16 protein-coding genes are annotated in these 25597 nt (G+C 33.9%); 7 read left to right on the top strand and 9 right to left on the bottom strand.

The genetic code is table 11. The annotated features are described in order from the left end of the window. Positions 1 to 340: 340 nt before the first annotated feature. The 4 genes from AC3WRL_RS20870 to AC3WRL_RS20885 form a co-directional block, all read right to left on the bottom strand. Positions 341 to 1963 (bottom strand): SusD/RagB family nutrient-binding outer membrane lipoprotein, encoded by a 1623-nt coding sequence (locus AC3WRL_RS20870; RefSeq protein WP_261509864.1) that lies wholly within the window; start codon positions 1961 to 1963, stop codon positions 341 to 343. Positions 1964 to 1977: 14 nt separating this feature from the next. After that, positions 1978 to 5007 (bottom strand): SusC/RagA family TonB-linked outer membrane protein, encoded by a 3030-nt coding sequence (locus AC3WRL_RS20875; RefSeq protein WP_261509865.1) that lies wholly within the window; start codon positions 5005 to 5007, stop codon positions 1978 to 1980. Positions 5008 to 5582: 575 nt separating this feature from the next. Beyond that, a complete protein-coding gene (locus AC3WRL_RS20880; protein WP_214828122.1) occupies positions 5583 to 7211 on the bottom strand; it encodes a SusD/RagB family nutrient-binding outer membrane lipoprotein in 1629 nt (542 codons plus the stop codon). Positions 7212 to 7220: 9 nt separating this feature from the next. Next, entirely contained in the window at positions 7221 to 10220 is a 3000-nt protein-coding gene (locus AC3WRL_RS20885) for a SusC/RagA family TonB-linked outer membrane protein (protein ID WP_214828119.1), read from the bottom strand. Between the two features lie 309 nt (positions 10221 to 10529). Between AC3WRL_RS20885 and rnhB the strand changes: the two genes are divergently transcribed. Beyond that, positions 10530 to 11114, top strand: coding sequence for a ribonuclease HII (rnhB, locus tag AC3WRL_RS20890; RefSeq protein WP_214828116.1), 585 nt, complete (start codon positions 10530 to 10532; stop codon positions 11112 to 11114). Positions 11115 to 11183: 69 nt separating this feature from the next. Here the strand turns inward: rnhB and yidC are convergent, their stop codons facing one another. From yidC to AC3WRL_RS20910, 4 genes are all read right to left on the bottom strand, one after another. Further along, on the bottom strand, positions 11184 to 12980 hold the full coding sequence (yidC, locus tag AC3WRL_RS20895) for a membrane protein insertase YidC (RefSeq protein ID WP_492331158.1): 1797 nt from the start codon (positions 12978 to 12980) through the stop codon (positions 11184 to 11186). A gap of 193 nt (positions 12981 to 13173) precedes the next feature. After that, positions 13174 to 14781, bottom strand: a complete 1608-nt coding sequence (gene pyrG / locus AC3WRL_RS20900; RefSeq protein WP_214828111.1) for a CTP synthase — start codon at positions 14779 to 14781, stop codon at positions 13174 to 13176. Between the two features lie 127 nt (positions 14782 to 14908). Beyond that, positions 14909 to 15478 (bottom strand): YceI family protein, encoded by a 570-nt coding sequence (locus AC3WRL_RS20905; protein WP_492331159.1) that lies wholly within the window; start codon positions 15476 to 15478, stop codon positions 14909 to 14911. A gap of 64 nt (positions 15479 to 15542) precedes the next feature. Then, positions 15543 to 15947 (bottom strand): hypothetical protein, encoded by a 405-nt coding sequence (locus AC3WRL_RS20910; protein ID WP_492331160.1) that lies wholly within the window; start codon positions 15945 to 15947, stop codon positions 15543 to 15545. Positions 15948 to 16007: 60 nt separating this feature from the next. Here AC3WRL_RS20910 and radA point away from each other — a divergent pair, with 60 nt between their 5' ends. The 4 genes from radA to AC3WRL_RS20930 all read left to right on the top strand — a co-directional run bounded on the left by radA (position 16008) and on the right by AC3WRL_RS20930 (position 20876). Next, on the top strand, positions 16008 to 17357 hold the full coding sequence (gene radA, locus AC3WRL_RS20915) for a DNA repair protein RadA (protein WP_214828104.1): 1350 nt from the start codon (positions 16008 to 16010) through the stop codon (positions 17355 to 17357). Positions 17358 to 17371: 14 nt separating this feature from the next. After that, complete coding sequence (locus AC3WRL_RS20920; protein ID WP_492331161.1) at positions 17372 to 18481, top strand: AraC family transcriptional regulator; 1110 nt, start codon at positions 17372 to 17374, stop codon at positions 18479 to 18481. A 179-nt stretch (positions 18482 to 18660) separates the two neighbouring features. Further along, positions 18661 to 20202 (top strand): zinc-dependent metalloprotease, encoded by a 1542-nt coding sequence (locus AC3WRL_RS20925; RefSeq protein WP_492331162.1) that lies wholly within the window; start codon positions 18661 to 18663, stop codon positions 20200 to 20202. 80 nt (positions 20203 to 20282) lie between these two features. After that, positions 20283 to 20876, top strand: a complete 594-nt coding sequence (locus AC3WRL_RS20930) for an acyl carrier protein phosphodiesterase (RefSeq protein ID WP_261509873.1) — start codon at positions 20283 to 20285, stop codon at positions 20874 to 20876. Positions 20877 to 21984: 1108 nt separating this feature from the next. On the opposite strand, the gene AC3WRL_RS20935 is transcribed toward AC3WRL_RS20930, so the two are convergent. Further along, a complete protein-coding gene (locus AC3WRL_RS20935) occupies positions 21985 to 22485 on the bottom strand; it encodes a DUF6702 family protein (protein WP_214828077.1) in 501 nt (166 codons plus the stop codon). Between the two features lie 68 nt (positions 22486 to 22553). Here AC3WRL_RS20935 and AC3WRL_RS20940 point away from each other — a divergent pair, with 68 nt between their 5' ends. Together AC3WRL_RS20940 and AC3WRL_RS20945 are read left to right on the top strand one after the other, a co-directional pair. After that, the gene (locus AC3WRL_RS20940; protein ID WP_261509875.1) at positions 22554 to 23132 is read left to right on the top strand and encodes a HupE/UreJ family protein; all 579 of its coding nucleotides are present in this window, start codon (positions 22554 to 22556) and stop codon (positions 23130 to 23132) included. Between the two features lie 67 nt (positions 23133 to 23199). Further along, positions 23200 to 25575 (top strand): M1 family metallopeptidase, encoded by a 2376-nt coding sequence (locus tag AC3WRL_RS20945; protein WP_261509876.1) that lies wholly within the window; start codon positions 23200 to 23202, stop codon positions 25573 to 25575. Positions 25576 to 25597: the final 22 nt, after the last annotated feature.

Here is a 25597-nt window from a genome sequence, read left to right on the forward strand (position 1 = left end):
ACTCTAATAAGTGATTTAATTGTAAAAAATAGACCAGTCTATAAAAACGACATACTATATCATACAGTAGTGATATTTAATTATAAAAAGGAGCCTAATAATAGAATTAACAGCTGATTAACAGAATATTAAAAGCAATCCCTTCATTAGATATTACATTCAATTACTATATTTTCAATCCATTCGTGATCAAATTTACGACCATATACAATGCTATGCATATAATATTTTTATCCTTATTTCTTCTTATTAGTATAAATTATCAAAAATTAAATATTACTTAAAACAAAAAAAACCGCTCTAAAGAGCGGTTTTAAATATATTAAAATGAATGATCAAATTAATTTCTTGCCCAGAATGGCGTGTACTGATTTTTGCTAAATACATCAGAATTACTTATTCCTGGAACATTGCTAGCATTACCAATATATTCTGAAAGAGGATAAATCAGTCTGTTAGGTTTTGGATTTGAAGAAACAGTTGCTAGAGGAGTTACAGGGAAACCTGTTCTAGTATAATCAAAGAAAGATTGCTCAGGATTAACACCTGTTAAAGCGATCCACTTCTGTGTCATAATAGCATCTAATTTATTCGCATCAGTTCCAGTCCAACCCAACCCCGGTCTTGCTGCTATTGCTGTTAAATAGAGTCCAGGTATGTCAATAGGTGTAGCTGGAGGAACGGGAACAGTATGATCAATCGCATCAAAGAATTCAAAAGAAGCTCTTATTCCTGCTTTAAAATTTCCTTCAGCATCTCCTCCAAAGATTCCAGGATATCTTAAAGCAGCTTCCGCTTGTAAAAATTTCGACTCTGCTCTGGTCATGATACAACCAGACTTAGCAGAAGCTTTAGCTGTATAATCAGCACCAGTATTCTCAGGTGTCCCTTTTCCTATAGTGATTCCATAAGTAAATCTCGAAACAGCAGTTGGAACACCCGGCTGACCTGGTAAATTCCCCTGTCTAATACCTTGAACTTTTCCACCTGGAAGAGTAAACATTCTTCCTCTTCTACCATCAACTATACCGTTAAATTTCTGATAAACTGGACGGGTATCTCCCTCCATATTTCCATTTAATACAAGTGCTTCATGCTCAGAAGCAACATTAATGGAGAAATTTGCAGCATTATTACCTGAACTAGTTCTTACATAGAAATTAGTGAACGGATTTTGTTGCGCATCATTTGCTGCTGAATATCCTGGGTTCTCCAATACATCTTGATCAATAAACTGCGCACCACTTAATGATGCTAATTTTTGATCTCTGTAAGTCGCCATAGCACCTGTTACATTCGACATTCTTAACAAATATCTTAGCTTTAATGTATTAGCAAAAGCTTTCCACTTAGTTTTATCTCCTTTAAAAACGATATCAGCCGTTGGAGTATCTCCTGTATTAGAATTTAATAGAGCAATTGCACTTTCTAAATCAGCAATAGAAGCTTTATAGATATCTTCACCTTTATCATATTTAGGTGTTAAATTATCCTGTCCTTTCCAAGCTTCAGAATATGGCATATCACCATACAAATCTGTTAATATCTGTACATAATTCGCCTTCATAATCATTGCCATCGCCTTATGCTGGGTATATTTCTTAGTAGGATCATTAAATACGATTATCTGTTGAAAATTGGCAATCCCTCTGAAAATACTATCCCAAACATCATTGTAAAATGTATTGGAAACGTTAGGCTTATAATCATCAATAAATGGAGCACCGTATACCAATGAGTTTCCTGCAGTTGAATTCATTGCAACGCTGGCAAATCTGTTTAATGTCTGAGACTGCTTTGCATATGTTAATGTAATACCAACAGGCAATAATTCATTTGGAGTAACTTTATCAATCCCAATGTTATTTGGATCTTCATTTACATCAAGATATCGATTACAAGATACCGAAGCAAACAACATTGATAAAGATAAAACCGCTGTTGTTAATTTTATATTTTTCATAATTTTATTAAAGTTTAGAATGTAGCTTTTAAGTTAATACCAAAAGATCTTTGAGAAGGATATTGGCCTGCGATCGCAATACCAGCACCATTACCATTAGTGTAAGAGGTTTCAGGATCAGCATAGTTTCTGTTTTCTTTTGAATAGACAAAGAATGGATTTCTCGCAAACAATCCTACTGTAAAACCAGTAACAAAGGTTGACGATAAAACAGATTTTGGAATATCATAAGATAATGCAATTTCTCTTACCTTAAAGGCTGTAGCATCTAATACCATTGGTTCTCCTAATCTTTGTAGAGATTGAGAACTGAAATATCCTGCAACACCATCATAATCTGCAGTTCCTCCTACTGGAGTAACGTTGGCAACAGATTGACCATTCACTATTTGAACTGAATTAGGAATCACATACCCTTGGCTTCTGTCAAAACCAGCAGTATCTTCTGTCATCCCGGCAAATGTAAGAATACTCTTACCTAATGATGCAAATTTACCTCCTTTACGGTAATCCATAGTACCGGAAAGTGTAAAGCTCTTATATCTGATAGAAGTATTCAAACCAAGTGTATAATCTGGAGTCACTCTACCCATACTAGTTAAAGTAGTACTTTGCAATGGAACACCATCTGCGCCTACAATAATTCTTCCCTGATCATCTCTTTGGAATGTTGTGGCTTTAATAACCTGTGCATCAGATCCCTTTATTGCAAAAACACCAAGTCCAACCGTTTGATAAGGAACAGCAAGTGCTACTTCATCAAGTCCATTTGGTAAATCTATTACAGTAGTTCTGGATTTCGCGAAAGAAGCTCTTAAATTCCAAGTGAAGTCTTGAGTTTTGAATGGTGTAATACCCAAATCTATCTCCAAACCTTTCATTCTGGTTTTCCCAAAATTATCCTTCAAGGTATTAAGTCCTGAAGTATTTGAAACATTCGCATTCGTAATCAAATCTTTTGTATCAGACTGATAAATTGATCCTTCTAAAGTAATACGATCATTGAAGAAACCCAACTGAACGTTTAAGTCAACAGTAGATATAAATTCTGGTTTAATAGCTCTGTTTGTTTGTGCAGCATTTACCGCATAACCTGGTAATCCTGAAAAAGGATAGCCAGGAGGAATAATACCAACATTTGTAGTATTATAAGGCAATACCGCTGATGTATTACCAACTCTTGTGAAACTTGGTGCAATCTTGATATAACTAATCACATCGTTTTTCAATCCTTCAAATGCTTTTGTAGGAACAAATGAAAGACCTACAGAGTAATAAGGGTATGTTTTATTATGAAGCTCTCCATTATAGAATGTAGATAAAACAGAACTTTGTTCAATTCTAAACGTAGAGTTTAAGAATAAATAGTCTTTGTATGATAAATCTAAATTGGCAAAACCAGCAACAACTCTTTGTCTTGTTGTACTATTATCAAAAGCGATATTATCTAATGCAGCTGCTCCATTTAAATTTCCAGGCTGAATAGGACTGTTAACATTACGAATATCATACCATCCCGGAACAATTAAATTGGTTCCTCCCATTGCTCTTGAAGTTCTGTAGCTATCCTGGATGTTATTACCAATGTTTAATTTCAAATTAATGTCATTGGTTAGATCATAGTTAAAATTCAACATGATATCTCCGTAATAGCTTCTAGTGCTTACTGTACGACTGATATAATAGGAATCATAATTAGCATTTTGCGTATAATCCTGTAAATTCCCTCCGTCAAATGCTAGCCCGGCATTATATATCTGAGTTGCTTTAAAACCATCATCATGGTTGTCTGATCTCGAATTATTTAAATATACGTTACCTGTATATGTTAAATTGATATTCTTGTTAAAATCATATTGTAATGACAAGATTCCAGACAAATAATCATTAATAGTATTCTGTCTGGTATGCTCAATCTGATAATAAGGGTTTTTAGTAAATGCAGATAAACCACCTTCGATACCAGAGTTTCTATACTTTCTGATATCGTTCATTGTAGGCATTTGCAGGATATCGTTGTATAGCTCAGAATCAGATTGGTTTGTTATTTTGCTAATGTAATTAACAGTTCCGTCAATTCTTAATTTATCTAATTTTTTACCAGCCTTCAATAAAAAGCTATTTTGTCTTAATTTATCACCTTCAACAACGAAATCATTCTCTAATCTATTGATTGATAGCATGGCATAAGAATCGGCCCCACCAGAATTAATAGTAATACCGTTCTGTAAGATTACTCCATTTTTGAAAAATTTAGAAAAATGATCTTTTACAGGAGCAAATTTTTCATAGATAAATTGATTGTTTGCCTGTGGAAGTCCTGAAGGAACCATTTGTCCTCCAATATCTGGATTGTTATAAGCTGGACCCCAAGACATATTTTCGAAAGGTACATAAGTTGCTCCATTATAATCTGGATCACCAGCACTAAAAGCTGGCTCATGAGGATAACCTTTCCCATATTGCTGTTGTACTATTGGGAACTTGAAAGCTTGATTCATTTGTATTGAAGAGGTAAGAGTAAATGACATTTTCTCTCCTTTAGATCCTCTTTTAGTGGTTACAATAATAACCCCGTTTACCCCTTGTTGTCCATAAAGTGCTGCTCCTTGTAAACCTTTAATAACGTTTACATTTTCAATCACTTCAGGAGGTAGTTGAGCTAAAACAGTAGCACTAGAAATTACATTATCAATAACAACTAAAGCCTGGTTATCACCAGAAATTGATTTATTCCCTCTAATTACAATTCTACTTGTAGCTCCTACACTATTGTCAGTCTGAGTAATCTGTAAACCAGATACCTTTCCTGTTAAAGCTTGTACAGCATTTGGAGCTGAAGCCTGGTTTAATTCTTTTGTGCCAACTACTTGTTGTGCATTTGTTACTGCATCAGCTTTTTTCTTAATACCAAGAGCCCCTGTAACAACGACTTCTTCGATATTCTGTGTTCTTACTGTATCACTCTTTCTTTGCTGTGCATTTGCAACAAAAAAAGACGAAGACAAAACTACAATTAGAACACTAGTTGTTAATTTCTTCATATTTAAATTGATTATTTTTTTTATTATTGCAAATTTGTAAAACTTTCTTAACAATACAAAAGAAAATCGTAAAAAATTAACAACTTTTTAATAATCGATAAAATTAAATATTAAAATTTAACACAATTAGTTAAATATAAGGATTTTAACAAAAATTCATAAAAAAAAAGAAGGTTTAATTAAATTAAAAATACATTTGAAAAAAATCACAAAGCCGTTATATTAATAGAAGTAATTTGATTAAAAAAAAGCAAATTAAACACTGATTAACAGCAGATTACGATTAAAAGCCATATCACATTAAATTATTCACCACTGGTTGTATTAAATTGTTTTTAAATTTAACAAATAAAAACAACCATCAATTAAGCACTTTTCATCGAAAATTTTTCTTAAAATAAGCACAAATTGTAAAAAAAATGCCAAAATTTAAAATATATGATTCAGATTTGAATTACAAAATCATCATAAAAAAAATCACCACATTTCGAGTGATATGAAATAAGATGTGACCAGAATTTCTTCCGGTCACATCTGCTATATATAGCATTTGTTAATTGAATGTAATTTTTAAATTATTTCATCCAGAATGGTGAATACTGATTAACCGTATACATTTCATCAATTCCCGGATTTGGAACATTTGCCGTATTTGAAATATATTCAGATTGAGCATACATTAATCTTTTTGGCCTTGACGGATAATAAGATCCTAAAGGCATTGGTAAAACTGGAAATCCTGTTTTATTATAGCTAATAAATGTTTCAGTAGGATTAATATTCGTCAGAGCAACCCATTTTTGATATTGAATAGCCTGAATTTTATTAGGAGAAGCTGCCCATCCCATTCCTGGCTTAGTAGAAATAGCTGCCAAATAATTATTAGTAGCTGTTGGACTAGCACCAAAAGTAAGAAAAGATTGAGTAACACCATCATTAAATGAAGTCTGAGCATTAAATGCCATTGTCGTAGGATAAACAGTCGCTGCTTCAGCCTGTAAAAACCTAACTTCAGCAAGAGTTAAAACCAAACCTGGCAATGCTGAACCTCCAGATGGAGATGCAAAAGCAGAGAATAAGCCCAAAGTCGCAAAATCGGTTTCAACCTTGGAAGCATCTTTACCCCCACCCTGAGGCTGTCCAACCATTAAATTTGCATTAGCAGAAGGCCCAGACACTCCCCCAATATAATTAGATGCCTGTCCAACTCCATTATTTAAGAACAATCTTGTAATCCTACCATCAGCAACGCCAGAAGTCTCGGGTATTTGTCCTTTTAATGCTTTGATAATATGATCAGAAGCAAATGTCAATCTATAATCCGCACTCATATCATTTGAGGCTATATTAATCACACCATAAGTTGTATAAAATGGGTTCTGCTGCCCTGTACTAGCACTACTATACCCTGGATTTATCTTAACATCGGCGCTTACAAATTTTGTTACATCTGACGTTAAAGGTGCTAATGCTTGCAACTCTGTATTTCTCCAGGCGATTACTTCGGGATCTGTACAATTTGAAAGCCTCACCAACATTTTCAACTTCACCGTGTTTGCCATCTGAGCCCACTTACTCATATCAGCAGATGCAGCCGCAAATATAGGATCCTCAACAGGCAACAAAGCATAAGTTGCATTTTCAGGTGTTTGCCCCAATAAAACTAAAGCTTGATTAAGCTCAGCTAACAATCCTTTGTAAACATCTTTACCCTTATCATATTTCGGATGCTTATTAGCTTGACCTTTAAAAGCCTCAGTATAAGGCACATCATTATACAAATCCACAATCATTTGCATATAGTAAGCCTTCATAATCTTAGCAATCGCTACATGATGTGGATATTTAGCTGCATTAGGACTTTCAATTATCGCCTGATAATTTGAGATTCCTAAATATAAATTATCCCAAATCGTATCGTAAAATTGAGAATCAGCTCTCATTCTAAATTCATCTCCATAAGGTGAAGCATAGAAATAAATATTTCCAGCCCATGCATTCATTATTAAATTCCCAAACCTATTCATAGTTCCTGCTTGGGTTCTAAAAACTACAGTTTCTGCAGCAGACAATCTATCTTTTGGGGTAAGCTGATTACTGTAAGCATCATTAACATTCTTATTCACATCTAAGAACTCCTCACTACACGAGTTAAAAAATAACAATGCTGTTATTCCTAAAATTGGTATTAATATCTTTTTCATTGTTTTTATTTAAAAATTAATTGTAGTAGTAAACCCGACAGTTCTTGTCGACGGATACTGGTTAGAATTTGATATACCTGAAATATTTCCTGTTGTAAATGATGCCTCAGGATCTGCATACCCTCTATTCTCCTTAGCAAACTTATAGAATGGATTCCTTGCATAAACACTAAAACTAAGTCCGGTTAGACCAATAGATCGCGCTGCATCCCCTCCAAGAGCATAAGATATCCCAAGTTCTCTTACTCTAAATGCCGTACCACTCATGATAAAATTCTCAGCAACTCTACTGTAAACACTTCCATAATAATCCGGCAGTCCTGCATAAGAATCTCCACCCGATTTAATAGAGGTATTTTCAACATATTGACCGGCATTATTCATATACACTGAATTTGGAATAATATACCCTCCTTGAGTTCTATCAAAAGATGCAGACTGCTCTAGACCTCCACTAAACGCAAGGTTTTGCATTGCTCCAGAGTACAAAACCCCGCCATTTCTATAGTCAAGCACCGCATAAACTCCAAAATTCTTGTATTTAAAATTAGTATTAAGTGCTAATGTATAATTTGGAGTTACCCGACCAAAGTTTACATAATTATTTGAGATGTATGGATTACCGTTATCTGGGTTAATAATAATTCTTCCCTGATCGTCTCTTAAATAAGCAGTTCCTTTTAACATTGGAAACTCTTCACCTTTAATTGCATAAATACCAGCATTTCCACCCACAGAAAGATTCACCTCATCCTGTCCGTTAGCAAGCTCAATAACTTTAGTTCTATTGATACTCCATCCAAAATTCAGATCCCACGAGAAGTCCGACGTCTTAATTGGAGTGGCACCTAAGTTAACCTCAAACCCCTTATTTCTAATATCACCAACGTTAATAGGTGTAAATCTTATACCAGTCGTATTAGATGTAGTTTGGTTTGTTATCAGATCTTTTGTGGTCTGAATATACCCACTAACATCTAATGTAATTCTATTTTTCAAAAAGCCCAAACCTATACTGATTTCATTACTGGTAACAATTTCAGGTCTGATATTAGTATCTGTTGGCGTCTGATTATTAACAAAACTTAATGGACCAGTTCCAAATGGATAACCAGGCGCAAGTGTAGCAGTATCCTCAATTCCAAAAACATTTACATTGTCATTACCAACACGTGTATAAGAACCTTTAACAACCAATCGGCTTAAGATATCGCTTTCAACCTCAAAAGCCTTTAAAGGCATGAACGACACCCCAGCAGAATTATAAAAATAATGTGCTGTACTCTCAATACTTGAGTCAGAATGCAATAGTTTAGAAGAATTCTCCAATCTACCTGTTACATTTAAGTATAAATAATCTTTATAGGACAAATCAAGATTTGCAAAAAAAGCGAATTTATTGTCTGTAAATCTCCTATTATTTAAGTTATAAGGAATCGTTAATGTAGTCAAATTCCAATATTGATAGATTCCAGGAATTTTCAAACCAGTACCACTTACTGAAGTAGTTTTAGATTCATTCTGTTGAACATTATAACCAACTAATAATTTAAAATTAATATCCTTAGTAAAGTCATAATTAAAATTAGCCATTAAGTCATTATAAAAATATCTGCTAATAGCATTAGACTGAGATAATGATGAAGTAACTGAACTAACAGCAGTAATCCCATCTACATCAGTGATCCTTGGGCTGGCAGTTGAAGCAACATATCCATTATTATAATTTAAAATATCAGTTGAGGTAATTTGAGCCGTTCCATTATTATTAATCGAAATATGATCATTAATTTTATAACCTAATGAAATGGTTCCATTGAAGATATCCTGTTTTGAAGTATTCCTTACATTCTGAATAGTCCAGTATGGATTCTGATAATACATTGTCCATGCATAAGGCAAAGAACTATCCCGGAAAGCAGTGATAGGAATCTCTGAAGAAGATTGAAGAAGATTGGTGTACAAATCTGGAGTGGTTGTAGAAGCAGACCTATTAATGTACGTAACGCTTCCATCCAAAGAAAGCTTACCTAACTTAAAGCCTCCATTAAACATTACTGAAGTTTTCTTTAATTTATCTTCCGCTACAATAAACTCTCTATCCTGACGGTTGATTGACAAACCACCATATGCACCCTCACTTCCACCTGTAACAGTTAAAGTATTATTAAAACTCGGCCCTGTCTGAAAAAATTCTTTAGCATTATCCTTTTTTCTTGGCGAATAAATCCCACGTACTGAAGCCGCAGCATCTTCACTAGGAACATCCCCGTTAGGATCCACAAATATCATTCCGTCACCATTTACATCATAGAACGGAACACCCATTGCAAGGTTTTGTCCCGCATATGCCGGATCAGAATAAGACGGACCCCACGATCCATTCTCAGCATGAATTCGATCACCAAACCAACCTTGACCATAAGCCTTTTGTCTGCTTGGTGTAAATAATACATTCTCAAATTCAACGTTACTATTAAAACTAATTCTAGGCTTTCTTGACCCACTTCCTTTTTTTGTAGTTATAACAATTGCTCCATTTACACCTTGTGAACCATATAGTGCGGCACCTTGTAAACCTAACAATGTAGTAACAGATTCAAGCATATCAGATGGGAGAGCCTGAAATATTTGAATTGATGATATCACCCCGTCAATTACGATTAAGGGAGATGTACTACCAGTCAGTGTTCTCGAACCTCTAATTTTAATATCATAAGTCCCATCAACACCACTGCTGGTTTTATTAATGGTAAGCCCAGGCACCTTACTGGTTAAACCCGCGATAGCATTTGGAGCACCTGCCTGAGTAAGCTTCTCCTTACCAATAACAGCTGCCGTTGAAGTTTGGGCATCTAATTTCATTTTACGCCCCATAGCTCCAGTCATAATAACTTCGGCAATGTCTGTGGTTTTGAGAGTATCCCTTCTTTTCTTTTCCTGTCCACTTGCTAACGCAAATGTCGAAGAAAGCACTACCATCAAAACACTTGTTGTAAATTTCTTCATATTCAAATTGATTATTATTTTATCAATTACAAATATGTAAAACTTTCTTAAAAAAACCAAATAAATTGTTAAAAAGATTTAATTTAATATTTTTTCCATCATAAATAACACTCAAGAATAACAATAAAACAATAAAAAACATTTATTATTAAATCTTGAAAAAAGCTTTATTTTAACGACTTCCCAATAATTATAAATTATAAATAATATATTTTCACTATTTAATGAAATAAATAACTAAATACTTATTTTATTAAAAATATATTTTTATTTATTTTTACACCTATTTACAAGATTATATACAATTTCATGGATTTATTAAAAAGCTGGTCTGAATCTTATATTGAAGCAGGATGCGATGAAGTTGGCAGAGGATGCCTAAGTGGTCCTGTTGTAGCCGCAGCTGTTATCCTTGATCACAGCTTCAGCCAAAGCCTAGTAAACGACTCTAAAAAGCTTAATTTTAAAACACGAATGGATCTTGATAATTATATCAAAGACAATGTTCAGGATTATGCGATTGCAGAACTACCCCCGGATTTTATTGATTTACACAACATTCTTAACGCCAGTATCCATGCCATGCATAAGGCGTTAGATAAATTAACAATAAGGCCCGAGCTCATATTAGTAGATGGAAACAAATTTCATCCTTACAATTATATACCTCATCAATGCATTATAAAAGGGGATTCAAAAATGCTTTCGATAGCAGCGGCTTCTATATTAGCTAAAAACTACAGAGACCGTTTAATGATCAACCTTCATGATGAGTTTCCGGAATACGGCTGGGATACAAATTTCGGCTATGCAACCAAGAAACACCAGAATGCACTTATAAAATTTGGACCAACCCGACATCATAGACAATCTTTCAGGCTTAAATACGATTAACAAAAAATATAAACAAAAAAAAGAGGAGCAAATTTATTTGCTCCTCTTTTTTATAATCTATTAACAAGATTATTTTTTCTTCTTTTGTTGCTCTGTAACTTTTTGTTGTTCCTGAGCCTTCTCCATCATTTCTCTCATTCTCTTCTGGAATTTGCCCTCAGTTTTAGGCTTCTCTTTATTAGCCTGAATCTGAGCATGAATCTTCTTCTCATCCAAAATTACATATTTGATAACAAGGATAATTAAGATGTTGATCGCATTTGATACAAAGTAATACCAAGAAAGACCTGATGCTGAAGTATTCAGGAAGAATAAGAAAGTAATCGGGAAGATATACATCAATACCTTCATATTCGGCATACCTTCCTGCTGTGGCTGCTGGATATTCCCTGATGTCATAATCGTATAGATTAAGATTACTACTGTACACGCCAATGCAAAAACACTTAGATGATCTCCTAAGAAAGGAATCTTAAATGGTAATTTAATTAAATCATCATATGCCGTTAAATCTTTTGCGAACCAGAATCCTTTTCCTCTTAAGTCAATAAAGTTTGGGAAGAAACGGAATAATGCATAGAAAATAGGAATCTGAACCAACGCCGGTAAACAACCCGCCATTTGATTAACTCCTGCCTTTCGATAAATCTCCATGGTCGCCTGCTGCTTTTTCATAGGATCTGCATCCTTCAACTTAGCTGTAGCTTCATCAATCTCCGGACGAATCACTCTCATCATCGCACTCAGCTTATGCTGCTTGTACATAATCGGAGACAGGATCAATTTCACGATAATCGTCATGATGAAAATTACCCATCCTGCAGTTAATCCCCATGATGCAATAATATTATACATCGGCATGAAGAAATAACGGTTCATTCCTCCGATCAACGACCAACCTAATGGCAATATTTCATCAAAGTTTTTATCATAAGATTTCAACAACGGCAGATCCAATGGCATAAAGTACCAGGTAAAATCCTGATTTAATTCGCTTCCTGTCATCTGAACAAACCCTTCATAGTTGAATTTCTTCAAATACTCCCCTTCTTCTATAGATTCCTGATTTCCTTTACTTTGTGTAAATCCATTCTTAGCTTCGATTACTGAAGAGAAAAACTGCTGTTTTACACCAATCCAATTAAGGGTTTCTTTTTCCTCCTCCATTGTAGTTCTTCCATCATAATCATAACTCTTATAGTTATTAAATGCATATGAGAATTCTGAATGAGACTGCTCTTGAGCTCTACCTTTTTCAAAATTCCTTACATTATAATTCCATAAGAAATCAGCTTTTGTATCTGAAGTTATTCTAGCTAACCCTTGAGTTCTTACTTTAAAATCTAAAGTATACTTTGGAAGTAGTGTATAAATAAACTGAATAACAGCTCCGTTATAATTAGCTGACAACGTTACTGCGTTTCCATTCACTGTTGGAGAGAAAACTAGGTCTTTAGTATTAATAACTTTTCCAGTCTTATCTTTAAACTGAAAACCGTAGTTTGAGTTGTTTTTATTGATTAGATAAAGAGGCAGATCAGCTTTATCACTCTTATGATCATAAGCCTTATATTTTAAAAGTTCTACTTTAGAAACCTGTCCTCCCAAGCTGGAAAATTCCAATTTCAATTCATTATTTCCTAGGGTAGAAACCTGAATAGCATTAGGAGTTACATTTGGATTGATATTACTTGCCTGAGTTTGTTTTACGGCAGTTTTTACTTGTTCAGTTTTTTGTTGTTGAGCTTTCAACTGTTCCTCTTTCTGCTGTTTATTTTGGAAATAAAACATGAATCCGAAGAGAACCAAACATAAAACCGCAAAACTAATCATTTGACTTTTATCGAGTCCGTTGTTCTGTTGCATTTTGATTTTATTAAAATTATTTTTTCATAACCCACCGCAAAACTCAATATTAAATTTCACCCTGGATTTCGAGCTGACAAAAATACTGATTTTTTATCAAAACTCTATCTTTTACTCTATTACAATATAATAAACTCAGACTGATAATAATCAACCTGAGTTTACACATGACGTTTATACGATATAAATCCCTTTATTTCTTTTCACAAGCTTTAATAAAAGCTCTGAATAAAGGATGCGGTGTTGCTACCGTACTCTTATATTCAGGATGATACTGTACTCCTACATAGAAAGGATGATCTGTAAGCTCAAGAGCTTCAACCAATCCTGTTTCAGGATTTGTTCCTGTTGCCAAGAAACCATTTTTCTCAAATTCCTGTAAATAATCACTGTTAAACTCATAACGGTGACGGTGTCTTTCGGAAATATTCTTACTTCCGTAGATCTCCGATAATTTAGAATGGTTTTTTATAGAACACTTCCAAGAACCAAGACGCATCGTGCCGCCTTTATCTACTACATTTTTTTGCTCTTCCATTAATGAAATTACAGGATGCTCCGTAGCAGTATCAAACTCCATAGAGTTTGCTTTTGAATATCCAAGAATATTTCTTGCAAATTCAACAGTCATAATCTGCATTCCCAAACAAATTCCTAACATTGGAATTTTATTTTCTCTTGCGTACTGTGCTGTAAGAACCTTTCCTTCAATACCTCTGTCTCCAAAACCAGGAGCAACAAGGATTCCGTTAACTCCTTTTAATGTTTCTTTAATATTCTCTGGAGTAATATCTCCACTGTAAACCCATCTTACTTTAACTTCAGTTTCCTGATCTGCTCCAGCGTGTTTGAAAGCTTCAGCAATAGAGATATAAGAATCCTGTAGAGAAATATATTTTCCAACTAAAGCAATCTCAACTGTTCTTTTCGGATTCTGGAATTTCTTAAGGAAGTTCTTCCAGTCTTTAAGATCAGCTTCTTTATCACTCTTAAGATCCAGTCCTTTTAAAACTACATCATCAAAATTTTGTTTCTGAAGGTACATTGGAACCTCATAGATCGTTTCCAGATCCTTACATTCAATAACGTTGTCTAATGGAACGTTACAGAACTGAGCTAATTTGGCCCTCTGATCTTTTGGAATTTTATGTTCTGTTCTACAAACCAAAACATCAGCCATAATTCCACTTTCCATCAATTGACGAACGGAATGCTGAGAAGGCTTCGTTTTTAATTCTCCACTTGAAGCCAGATATGGCAACAAAGTAAGGTGAATCACCATAGAGTTTTTCTCACCTAACTCCCATTTTAACTGACGTACAGTTTCAATGTAAGGCAAAGATTCAATATCTCCGACAGTACCTCCGATTTCAGTAATAATGATATCATAGTTCTGCTTGGAAAGCATTTTAATTCTACGTTTAATTTCGTTTGTAATATGAGGTATTACCTGAACTGTTTTCCCAAGGAAATCTCCTTTTCTTTCTTTTTCAATTACAGTTTGGTAAATTTTCCCTGTCGTAACATTGTTGTTTTGGGAAGTGGGAGCATCCAAGTATCGCTCGTAGTGACCTAAATCCAGATCCGTCTCCGCACCATCTTCGGTTACATAGCATTCTCCGTGTTCATAAGGATTCAAAGTTCCTGGGTCAATATTAATATAAGGATCTAGTTTTTGGATCGTTACATTAAAACCGCGAGATTTCAGCAATAGTCCCAGAGAAGCAGAAACGATTCCTTTTCCCAAAGATGAAGTTACACCTCCTGTCACAAAGATGTATTTAGTATTCTTTTTACTCATTAGATTAGGTTTGTGCAAAGTTATGGGAAAAAGAAATACGAGGCAATTTATTTACCAACAAATAAAAAAAAGGTTCCTCAAAATTACTTGAGAAACCTTTCACCAAACCAAATTATATTTAAAAAAATTATTCTTTAATTAATTCGAAATATAAGTTAACATCAACATCTTTAGCAACTCCGGCACCCGTTGGATCGTATTTAATATTATAATCTAAACGGTTAACTGTAAATTTCGTTTGAAAACCTAAAATTTCTTTTCCCTGTTGGTTTTTTGTTATTCCACCATAGGTTACCGGAACAGAGATCTCTTTAGTTACATCTTTGATTGTCAATTTTCCTTTAAGTGTATAGGTGTTATTTTTACCCTTCGTAATAGAACCGCTTTCAAATTTCATTGCCTGAAATTTTTCAGCATCAAAGAAATCGGCACTTTTTAAGTGCTTATCCCTCATCTCAACGCTCGTATTCACAGAGCCAGTGATAACACTAAACTTGAACGTTGCATTATCCAAATCTTTTCCGGGAGCAGCTATTACCCCCTCGAACTTATCAAATCTTCCCTGTACAAAGCTAATACCCATATGCTTGATATTGAAGTTAACTGAAGAATGCATAGGATCTACGTTCCACGTAGACTGAGCAAAACCGGTGATGCTTAAAAAAGCAAAAATAAAAGCTAATAATATCTTTTTCATAATAATATATTTTATATTTATTTATAATCCAAAGGTAACGTGATAAACTCAATTGTGTCTTGATCTATGATAGTTTTTTATTTTTTGAAGAAGAAATTTTTGAATCAATTAGATACAAAAGGTAAATAATAAGTAAAACAATACCTGAATTCGCATAAATTAGTAAACTAAAAAAGTTATCATCCTTACTGCCAAAAGGATTAAAGCCCGACATAATAAGCCCAATCAAATAAATAATTTCAAACAAAACAGCAATTCTCATCATTGAATGATAGCTTTTTTTAAAAATTAATACTGTAATAAAACCAATAATTGACACCAATATATTTTCTATTAAAATAAAAAAGGGAGTCATTCCAAAACTACCACCAGGCAAATTCATAATATACAGAACCACCACGCTCAATATAAAATTCAGAAATGCCATTACTCCAAAAATTTGGACACTATTTAGAAAAATATTTTTCATGATTGAAAATTAACCAAAATTTCAGGAGCAAAATTGAAAAAAAATTTTGAACTTCGCAGTATGGCAAAACTTAGAACAGCATATTTCTGTCAGAACTGTGGAACACAGTATTCACAATGGATGGGACAATGTAAAAACTGTGGAGAATGGAATACTTTAGTGGAAGAGGTCGTAGAAAAAACGGCTAGTAAAAGCCTTCCTTCTTCCCGAACAAAACAGCATGTCATTAATATCATTGAAGTTGAGGCTATTGAAGAACCACGAATTAAAACGCCTTCCGAAGAACTCAACCGAGTGATGGGTGGTGGAATTGTTTTAGGTTCTGTTACGTTGATTGGTGGCGAACCTGGAATTGGAAAATCTACCTTACTGCTACAGTTAGCCTTAAAAATGAAAAAGAAGGTATTCTACGTTTCTGGAGAAGAAAGTGCCTCACAAATTAAGATGAGAGCAGATAGGTTATCCGAAGTTCAGAATCCTAACTGTTTTTTGTATACAGAAACTTCATTAGAAAAAATTCTTCATGAAGCTAAAAAACTGGAACCGGATTTTGTAATCATTGATTCTATTCAAACTCTGCAATCTCAACTGATTGAAAGCTCACCGGGAACAGTTTCTCAAATCAGAGAGTGTTCTAACGAAATTATTAAGTACGCCAAGGAAAACAATACACCCGTCTTCTTAGTCGGTCACATTACAAAAGACGGACAAATTGCTGGTCCAAAAGTTCTGGAGCATATGGTGGATGTGGTTTTAAATTTTGATGGTGACAGAAACCATCTTTTCAGATTATTGAGGGCAAATAAAAACCGTTTTGGTTCTACGTCAGAAATCGGAATTTATGAAATGATCTCCCAAGGTTTAAAGGAAATCAAAAACCCCTCTGAAATTTTAATCACTAAAAAATTCGAGGAACTTTCCGGAAACTCTATCGCGGTAACCTTAGAAGGAAACCGACCTATGCTCTTGGAGATCCAGGCACTAGTAAGTACAGCAGTTTATGGAACACCACAAAGAAGCTCTACCGGTTTTGATGCAAAAAGATTAAACATGCTTCTTGCTGTATTAGAAAAACGGGCTGGTTTTCAGCTGGGTGCCAAAGACGTTTTCCTTAATATTACAGGTGGAATAAAAACCGATGATCCGGCTCTCGATCTGGCTGTTGTCGCTTCTATTCTTTCTTCCAATGAAGATATTGCGATCTCTGAACATTTCTGTTTTGCAGGAGAGATTGGCCTTAGTGGTGAAATCAGACCTGTAGCTCAAGTTGAGCAACGAATCTCAGAAGCTGAGAAGCTAGGATATGAAAAAATATTTGTTTCAAATCTTAACAAAATTCCGAAAAGAAAATTTGGGATTAAAATTGAAGAGGTAAGCAAAATCGAAGATTTCCATGAGCGAATCTTCTAATAAAAAATAATATAATGTCACTAGAAAACATCCAGAGATTCGTTCTTGTATTGCTTTATGGCGGCTTAATTTTGTTTTCATTCACCGTATTGATCAATCCAATGCGGGTCAACAAAAAAGCAAACTTATTTTTTGGATTATTTCTCTTTTTATGGTCAAGCTACTGGATCCTGAATGTATTGCAATTTTGCGACATTCCCTCGGATCCTTTATTTGAACTTGGAGTATATGCTATACAAATATTCACGCCCATCTTTTTGTTTTTCAGTGTTATATTTTTCATTAATCCGAATTACAGGTTTCAAAAAAAAGATGCTGTCTGTATCATTATCCCTTTTATTTATTGGATATTGCTCGTAAACTCTGGGGATAATAAAACGATTCATGCTATTGTAATGCTCATAGCCGTCTCCCACAATCTTCCTTATATCGCTCTTATTTATTTTAAAATAAGAAAACATCAAAAACGAATAGAAACCATCTCTTCCAATACCGAAAATATCGATCTCCAATGGCTCATTAAACTCAGCTTCCTTCTTTTCATAATAATAATTATAACTGTCGGTTATGAGCTATTCAATACTTTTATTTATAAGATGCACCAACATCTGGTAATGGATCTTTTATTTTTGTTTATTGTATACAGCACCTTATATTATGTACTCCGTCAAAAGGAAATCTACCCGGTAGATAAAAAGCAACGGGAAGAACTTTTATCCATCGAACTGGAAAGTGATGCGGAGCAAATTGAAAAGAAAAAATTAATTTCTGATCAGGAGTTTGAGATTTTAAAGCAAAAACTGATCTCTTTAATGGAAGCTGAAAAACCTTATCTGGATGGTGATCTTAATTTATTGAAACTCTCTGATTTAATTCAAATCAATGCACATCAGCTATCTTATCTTCTGAATACGGGTTTTAATGAAAATTTCTTTCATTTTGTAAATAAGTACCGTGTACAATATGCTAAGGAACTTCTTTTAGACGATTCTCAAAAAAAACTTTCTATGGTAGGAATCGCTTTTGAATCCGGTTTCAATTCTAAAACAGCTTTTAATACCATTTTCAAAAAAATGACGGAAATGACTCCTTCTGAATTCAAAAAAAATCATTCTGATCTATAAAAATACTCCCTTTAATTCCGAGACCAAAGAACTTACGACTTTACACAACAACCAGCAAACAAGCTTAAAAATCCACATAAAAACAGAGGATTCATTGTGAAAACTTTCATTAAAATATAAAATTCACCAAGTATTGATATTTTGTATATATTTGTATTACACCACTTAAACAAATTAAAATGAAAACAAAATTCACTATTCTAGTCATGTTTTGTGCTGCCTTATTGTTTGCACAAAACAAGGTTTTCCAAAATCCCATTAACGAAAGTACCTTAAAAAACAATCAGAAAGTAAGCAGGGAATTATCATCCACTTATTTACTGACGAAGTACTATTCGCAATCTCCTTTCAATTTAAAATCTGATCTCCAGATCACTCTTCCTACCGGTAACGAAATTACTGCAAAATTTAGCCGTACCTTCAACTACAGTAACAAGAGTGAATCTTATGTTTATGTTATTGAAAACGATCCTAAGGCAGAGCTTGTTCTTTCAAAGTATGATAACATTGTAACAGGAATGTATGCTTCCGGCACCGGTGAAAAAATTATGTTCCATCAGACGGATGCATCTATTTTTGCACTCTCTTTAGTAAGTGATTCTAAAATCATCAATCAGGATACTATAGATGATTATATTTTAGACAAAACAGAAAACTTTAACAAAGCCAATTCCAATGTCTGTTCATCTTCAACACCGGTTTGCCCGGCAACAAGAATAGATGTCATGATCGTTTTTACAACAGCAGCAAAAAATGCATGGGGAGGACTTTCCCAAAGTAATTCTTTTGTTGCAACAGCAATTACGAATTTCAATACAGCATTAACAAATTCAGGAGTTTCCAATGTAACAATCAATCTTGTTTACTCAGGGGAAATTGCCTATACCGAATCCGGAAGTCTAAGTACCGACCTACCTCGACTTAGAAACAACAATGATGGTTTCATGGATAATGTACACACCCTAAGAACAACATATGGAGCCGACTTATGTGCATTAGTCACTTCTACACCAACCAATACCTGTGGTTTAGGATACGTAAATACCAGCTCAACCAACTATTCCAGTTCTTCAGGATTCTGTGTAAGCCTATATAATTGTGCTGTTTCCAATTATTCCCTTGCTCATGAACTTGGCCACAATATGGGTCTGAGACATGACTGGTATGTAGATACCAGCACCACCCCATGTGATCATCATCATGGCTATACCAATAAAAAAGCTATTGATCTGGGAACCTCCAGTACTTCTTCCCAGAGATGGAGAACAATTATGGCTTACAATGATGAATGTTCATCAAAAGGATTTAACTGTACCAGAATCAACCGTTGGGCTAATCCAAGTGTAAATTACAATAGTGATCCTACCGGAGTGGCTATAGGAAGTACTAAACCAGCTAATGAAGCCTATGGATTTACAAGATTTGCTTGTGTTGTTTCCAACTTCATGCCTGAAACTCAATCTTTCTTAGCCATAAAAGAAGAAACTAAGGAGAAACAGAATTTTTCATTATACCCGAATCCAGCTAAAGATGTCATTACTATTTCTGGAGAAGATAAAGGTAAATATTCATTCAGAATATACAATTCTTCCGGGCAGCATATCACAACTACGAATGAAAAAACAATCCATTTGAAAGGACTGACATCGGGAGAATATTTTTTAAATATCTATAATGATAAAAACGTCATGATAGAAAGTAAAAAGTTTATTGTTAGATAATTTCTCTGAAGAAATAACAAATAAGACCTTCAAATATCTTACATTTATTTGAGGGTTTTATTTTTTGGCCTTAATACGATATGAATTATTTAGCTCATTCCTTTCTTTCTTTTACAGATCAACAAATTGTAGGACAGTTTCTGGAAGACTTTATCCGAAATAAGGATAGATATTCTTTTCCAAAAGACATCCAGGATGGTATCACCCTTCACCGGGCAATTGATACTTTTACAGATTCACACCCTGCTATTCATGAAGCGAAAAAAGTATTCAGTCCATTGGTGAGATTATATGCTGGAGCATTTGTGGATGTCTCAATGGATTATTTTCTGGCAAATGACCTTACACAACATTCATTACAAGAGTGGAAAGAACATTCTTCAAGAGTCTATCGGGTTTTAAATGAAAATCAAAAGTGGCTTCCCGAGAATTTCAAAAGGATGCTGGTAAAAATGGAAGCCGATGACTGGCTGTATAACTACCGTGAAGATTGGGGAATAAAATTCAGTATACAAAATGTTTTAAACAAAGCGAAATACCTGGATAAAGACATCCCGGTTTTCAAAGCTTTTCTGGAGAATAAAAGCATACTACAGAATTGTTATGATCACTTTTTCCCAGACCTACTTGCCCATACCAAAGGCATTAATACAGTCTTACAATTAGAAAATTAAATAAAAAAGTACCTACAGGTGTAAGTACTTTTTTTCATTTGTGTTTTTAGAATATCCGTCTTATTTTTTGGGATGAAATAAAACCTTCATCTTAAGGATTAATTACCAAGTAATTTCTCATCATTTGTGTTTGTTAATTTACAAATCACTTTAGTAAAAATTTAACATCATATCATTTTCAAAAAATAAGCCATAAAGTATATTTATAAATATTCTAATGAAATTCTAATTTTTTTTAACGTGTTATCCTATAATTGAATAACATAAAAATACGTAAGATTTGTAATAACAAAAGCACCTACCGAAGTAAGCGCTCCATATATTGAATTTGTGTTATTAGAATTTGTGCCTGTTTGGTAAATGGGAACTTTTACCGTAAATTTTATATAATATAGTTTTCATGGTTATTTTAAACTATTTATCAGAAAGTCATTCACTTCTGTAACGATCAAATCAGCATCTGCTACTCTAGTATTAATCCTTGCAAGCGCAATAGGTTGGTACTGCTAATAAGCATCTCAGCACCATCAATATTAAAAATACACCTTGTAGGGGCTTCTCCTATTGATCCTAACTTACGCTTGCATCTTGGGGGCTAAAGCTAAAAACAGAAAAAAAAGATCGATTTTTTTACTTTTCATAACAAACTTATTTATTTTAAATATTCTCCTTTTTAGTATTAAAAGTAATCTTACTTTTTACTAATATACCAGCCATTATAAATATTGATAATTTTACATAAAAAATAACATTTTAATTAAAATTAACATAAATATGTTAAATCAAATGTAATACTATTTATTTAAATATCAAAATAATAATATAAATATTAATAATTGTTAATAGTTAACATAGTCACCAATACGTGAATTTTAAATATTTACAAACACCTGTATTATAAACAAATAAATTCACAATAAAATGTTAACGTATAATATTAATTAATAATTATAAAACTAATGAAATATTTTTTATCACACAATAGTGTATTAATGTTTCGTTTTAAATTCTCTTAAAATTTGTGGAAAAAATGCATAAAAAAGACACTTATCTATAAAATAAGTGTCTTTAAAGGATTCTTAAATGATGTAGCTTTTATCCTGAATTTCTAAAATTGCTGATATACATACCTATTTGGATAGCTTAATTTTTCACTTTTGCGCTGACCATTAATGATCATATGGACGATATTGATTTGATCATCAAACAAATTATAAAGAAAACTAACTGCAGATTCTAATTTTTTAGGAGCATTTACAGATTCAGATTCCAGAAAAACATTTACAGATTCACTGTCTTCTTCATATCCAATATAATTGACCTTTAAAAAACGACTGTCAGCTTTTAATTTAAAGTATTCAGCGCTATAATTCTTAAGAGCCTCATTAAGCTGAGCTTTGTATTTTTCATCGTTAAAATGGAAAGGTTTTCCATACTTTTTTGTCAACCCATTTTCCAGATCATCAAGAAAAAAGCGTCCGGTAATTTCAAAAGTCTTTGACTTTGAATTATAATTAATTTCTACCGAACCCACATGATAAGGGTGCTTAATCCTGGCAAAAGAAAACAAAAAAATAACAGGAAGTAAAAACAGCCACAAACTCTTCATAAAGTACAAGATTAAATTTGTTCCGAAATTAATCATTATTTTCGTAAGCTTTATATCATCACAATATCATGCAAGACTTTTTATTCTATTTAAAGCTGGGTTGGGAACATATTATTTCTCTGGATGCACTGGATCATCAACTTTTCGTTTTGGCCTTAATTGCCGTCTATTCGTACAAAGATTTGAAAAAAATTCTGATTCTTGTCACTGCTTTTACGGTTGGACATTCTATAACTTTGGCGTTAAGTATTTTAGACATTGTGAGAGTTCCGTCAAATTGGGTTGAATTTTTAATCCCTTTAACGATCGTACTTACTGCATTGGGGAATATTCTAATGAAAAACAAAAAGCAGACCCTGGACAGAACCAATTACTATATGGCCTCAATTTTTGGATTGATTCATGGAATGGGATTTGCCAATACAGCAAGGGTAATGATTGCAAAAAGTCAAAGTATAGCAGTCCCGCTTTTGGGTTTTAACATTGGGCTGGAAGTTGGCCAGATCGTTATTGTTCTTGCCATATTGATCCTGCTTTTTATAGCATTAAATATCTTCAAGGTCAACAAGAAAGACTGGATACTATTTGTGTCTTCCGGCGTTTTTGCTTTGGCACTGAAAATGACTTTAGAAAGAATTCCATTTTAAGGAGTAACGATTGATATTTTTTCAACGACTTATTGTTATATTTGAAAATTATTAAATCATTTCGCTTATGAAACTAAAAGTAACTGTACTTTCTGTATTCACATTTGTAGGCTTAACCGCTCAAAACATTCAAAATAATCCAGGGAGCAATCACGGAAATAAATTTGAACAATTGGGAACTATTTTACCTACTCCCAATATATATAGAACAGCATCGGGATCACCAGGAAACGGTTACTGGCAGAACAGAGCAGATTATAATATTTCAGCATACCTTGATGAAGATAAAAGGAATCTAAAAGGATCTGAGACCATTACCTATTACAATAACTCTCCGGATGATCTGGATTACATCTGGCTGCAACTGGATGAGAATGAAGCTTCATCTATAAATAAAGCAAATTATCCTACTTCAACCACACTTCCAAAAATATCAAATGATCAACAGCTGAAAGCTTCCGTTTTACCGGAAAAAGACAATGGATACGGAGTGCATCTTGAAAAAGTAACCGATGAATCAGGAACTCCTTTACGCTACACGGTCAATAAAACAATGATGCGTATTGATCTACCTAAGGTTCTAAAAAAAGGTGAGAAATTAGTTTTTAAAGTAGACTGGAATTATAACATTACCAACAGAATTAAAATGGGTGGCCGTGGTGGTTATGAAAATTTTCCTGAAGATGGGAATGACCTTTATACAATCACGCAATGGTATCCGAGAATGTGCGTTTACAGCGATTTCCACGGATGGCAAAATCATCAGTTTACAGGAAGAGGAGAATTCGCTTTAGCTTTTGGAAATTTTAAAGTTTCAATGAATGTTCCTTCTGACCATGTTGTAGGTGGAACAGGAGAATGTAAAAACTATGAACAGGTTTTATCTTCTGATCAGCTTTCAAGATATAAAAAAGCTCAGAGTTCTGCAGAACCTGTAGAAATCGTAACTCTTGAGGAAGCTAAAAAAGCCGAAAAAAATAAATCAAAACAAAGAAAAACCTGGGTATTCGAAGCTAATAATGTCAGAGATTTCGCCTGGACCTCATCCAGAAAATTCATCTGGGACGGAATGGGTGTTACCATCCCGGAAAATAATAACAAAGTAATGGCTATGAGCTTCTATGGAAAAGAAGCTTATGGATTGTATAGAAAATTCTCTACTAGGGCTGTTGCTCACACCATTAAAACCTATTCAGAATTCACTATCCCATACCCTTACCCGGTTGCTCAATCTGTAGAAGCTGCCAACGGAATGGAATACCCTATGATCTGTTTCAACTTTGGAAGAACTGAAAAAGATGGAACTTATTCTGAGGGAACAAAAAACGGAATGATCGGAGTAGTCATTCATGAGGTCGGACACAACTTCTTTCCGATGATCATCAACTCGGATGAAAGACAATGGACCTGGATGGACGAAGGATTGAATACATTTACAGAATACCTTACAGAAGAAAAATGGGATAATAAATTCCCTTCAAAACGCGGACCGGCATGGACGATCGTAGATTATATGAAACTTCCAAAAGATCAATTGGAACCGATCATGAGTAATTCTGAAAACATTGTTCAATTCGGACCCAATGCCTATTCAAAACCTGCAACCGGGTTGAATATCCTTCGTGAAACGATCATGGGCAGAGAACTTTTTGATAAAGCTTATAAAACATATGCTAAAAGATGGGCTTTCAAACACCCTGAACCTGCTGACTTTTTCAGAACTATGGAAGATGCAAGTGGTGAAGATTTAGACTGGTTCTGGAGAGGGTGGTTCTATGGAATTGATCCTGTAGATATTGCTATTGATAAAGTTACCATTGCTACCCCTGACCTGGATGCTGTCCCAACAGGTAAAGAAATAAAGTATAAGGTCGACAAAGCGCTGGTGAATGATTTTGAAGACCTTTCAAAAATCAGAAACAAAGAGGATAAGAATATTACATTTTATGTAGATAAAGATAAAGAAGCTCAGGATTTCTATTATCGTTATGACAGAGGTCAGGAAAAAGTAGACAATGATAAAGAACATTCTCTTACTCAGGATAATACCACCACTCTAGATAACAAAGACAAAGAAAAGTTCAAAAACATTCAGGCTTATCAAATTGACTTTGTAAATAAAGGTGGATTGGTAATGCCTATAATTCTTGAGTTTACTTTTGAAGATGGTACGAAACTTTACGATAAATCTTCTGCACAGATCTGGAGGCTGAATGAACAAAAAGCTTCCAAAACCTACTACTTTGAAAAGAAATTAAAATCTATCCAACTGGATCCAATGAGAGAAACAGCTGATATTGATACTTCAAATAATTTCTGGAGCAACGATGGAACCAATTCACAGACTTCAAAATTCCAGGTGTTTAAACAGAAACATGAAGGCGGAGTAAGAGGTGGAGCCAGCGGAAAAGTAAATCCAATGCAGGCCGCAGGAAAAAAATAAATCAACAATTAAAAACCGTCCA

It is taken from the genome of Chryseobacterium sp. FW101-FHT12H09, from assembly GCF_058790395.1.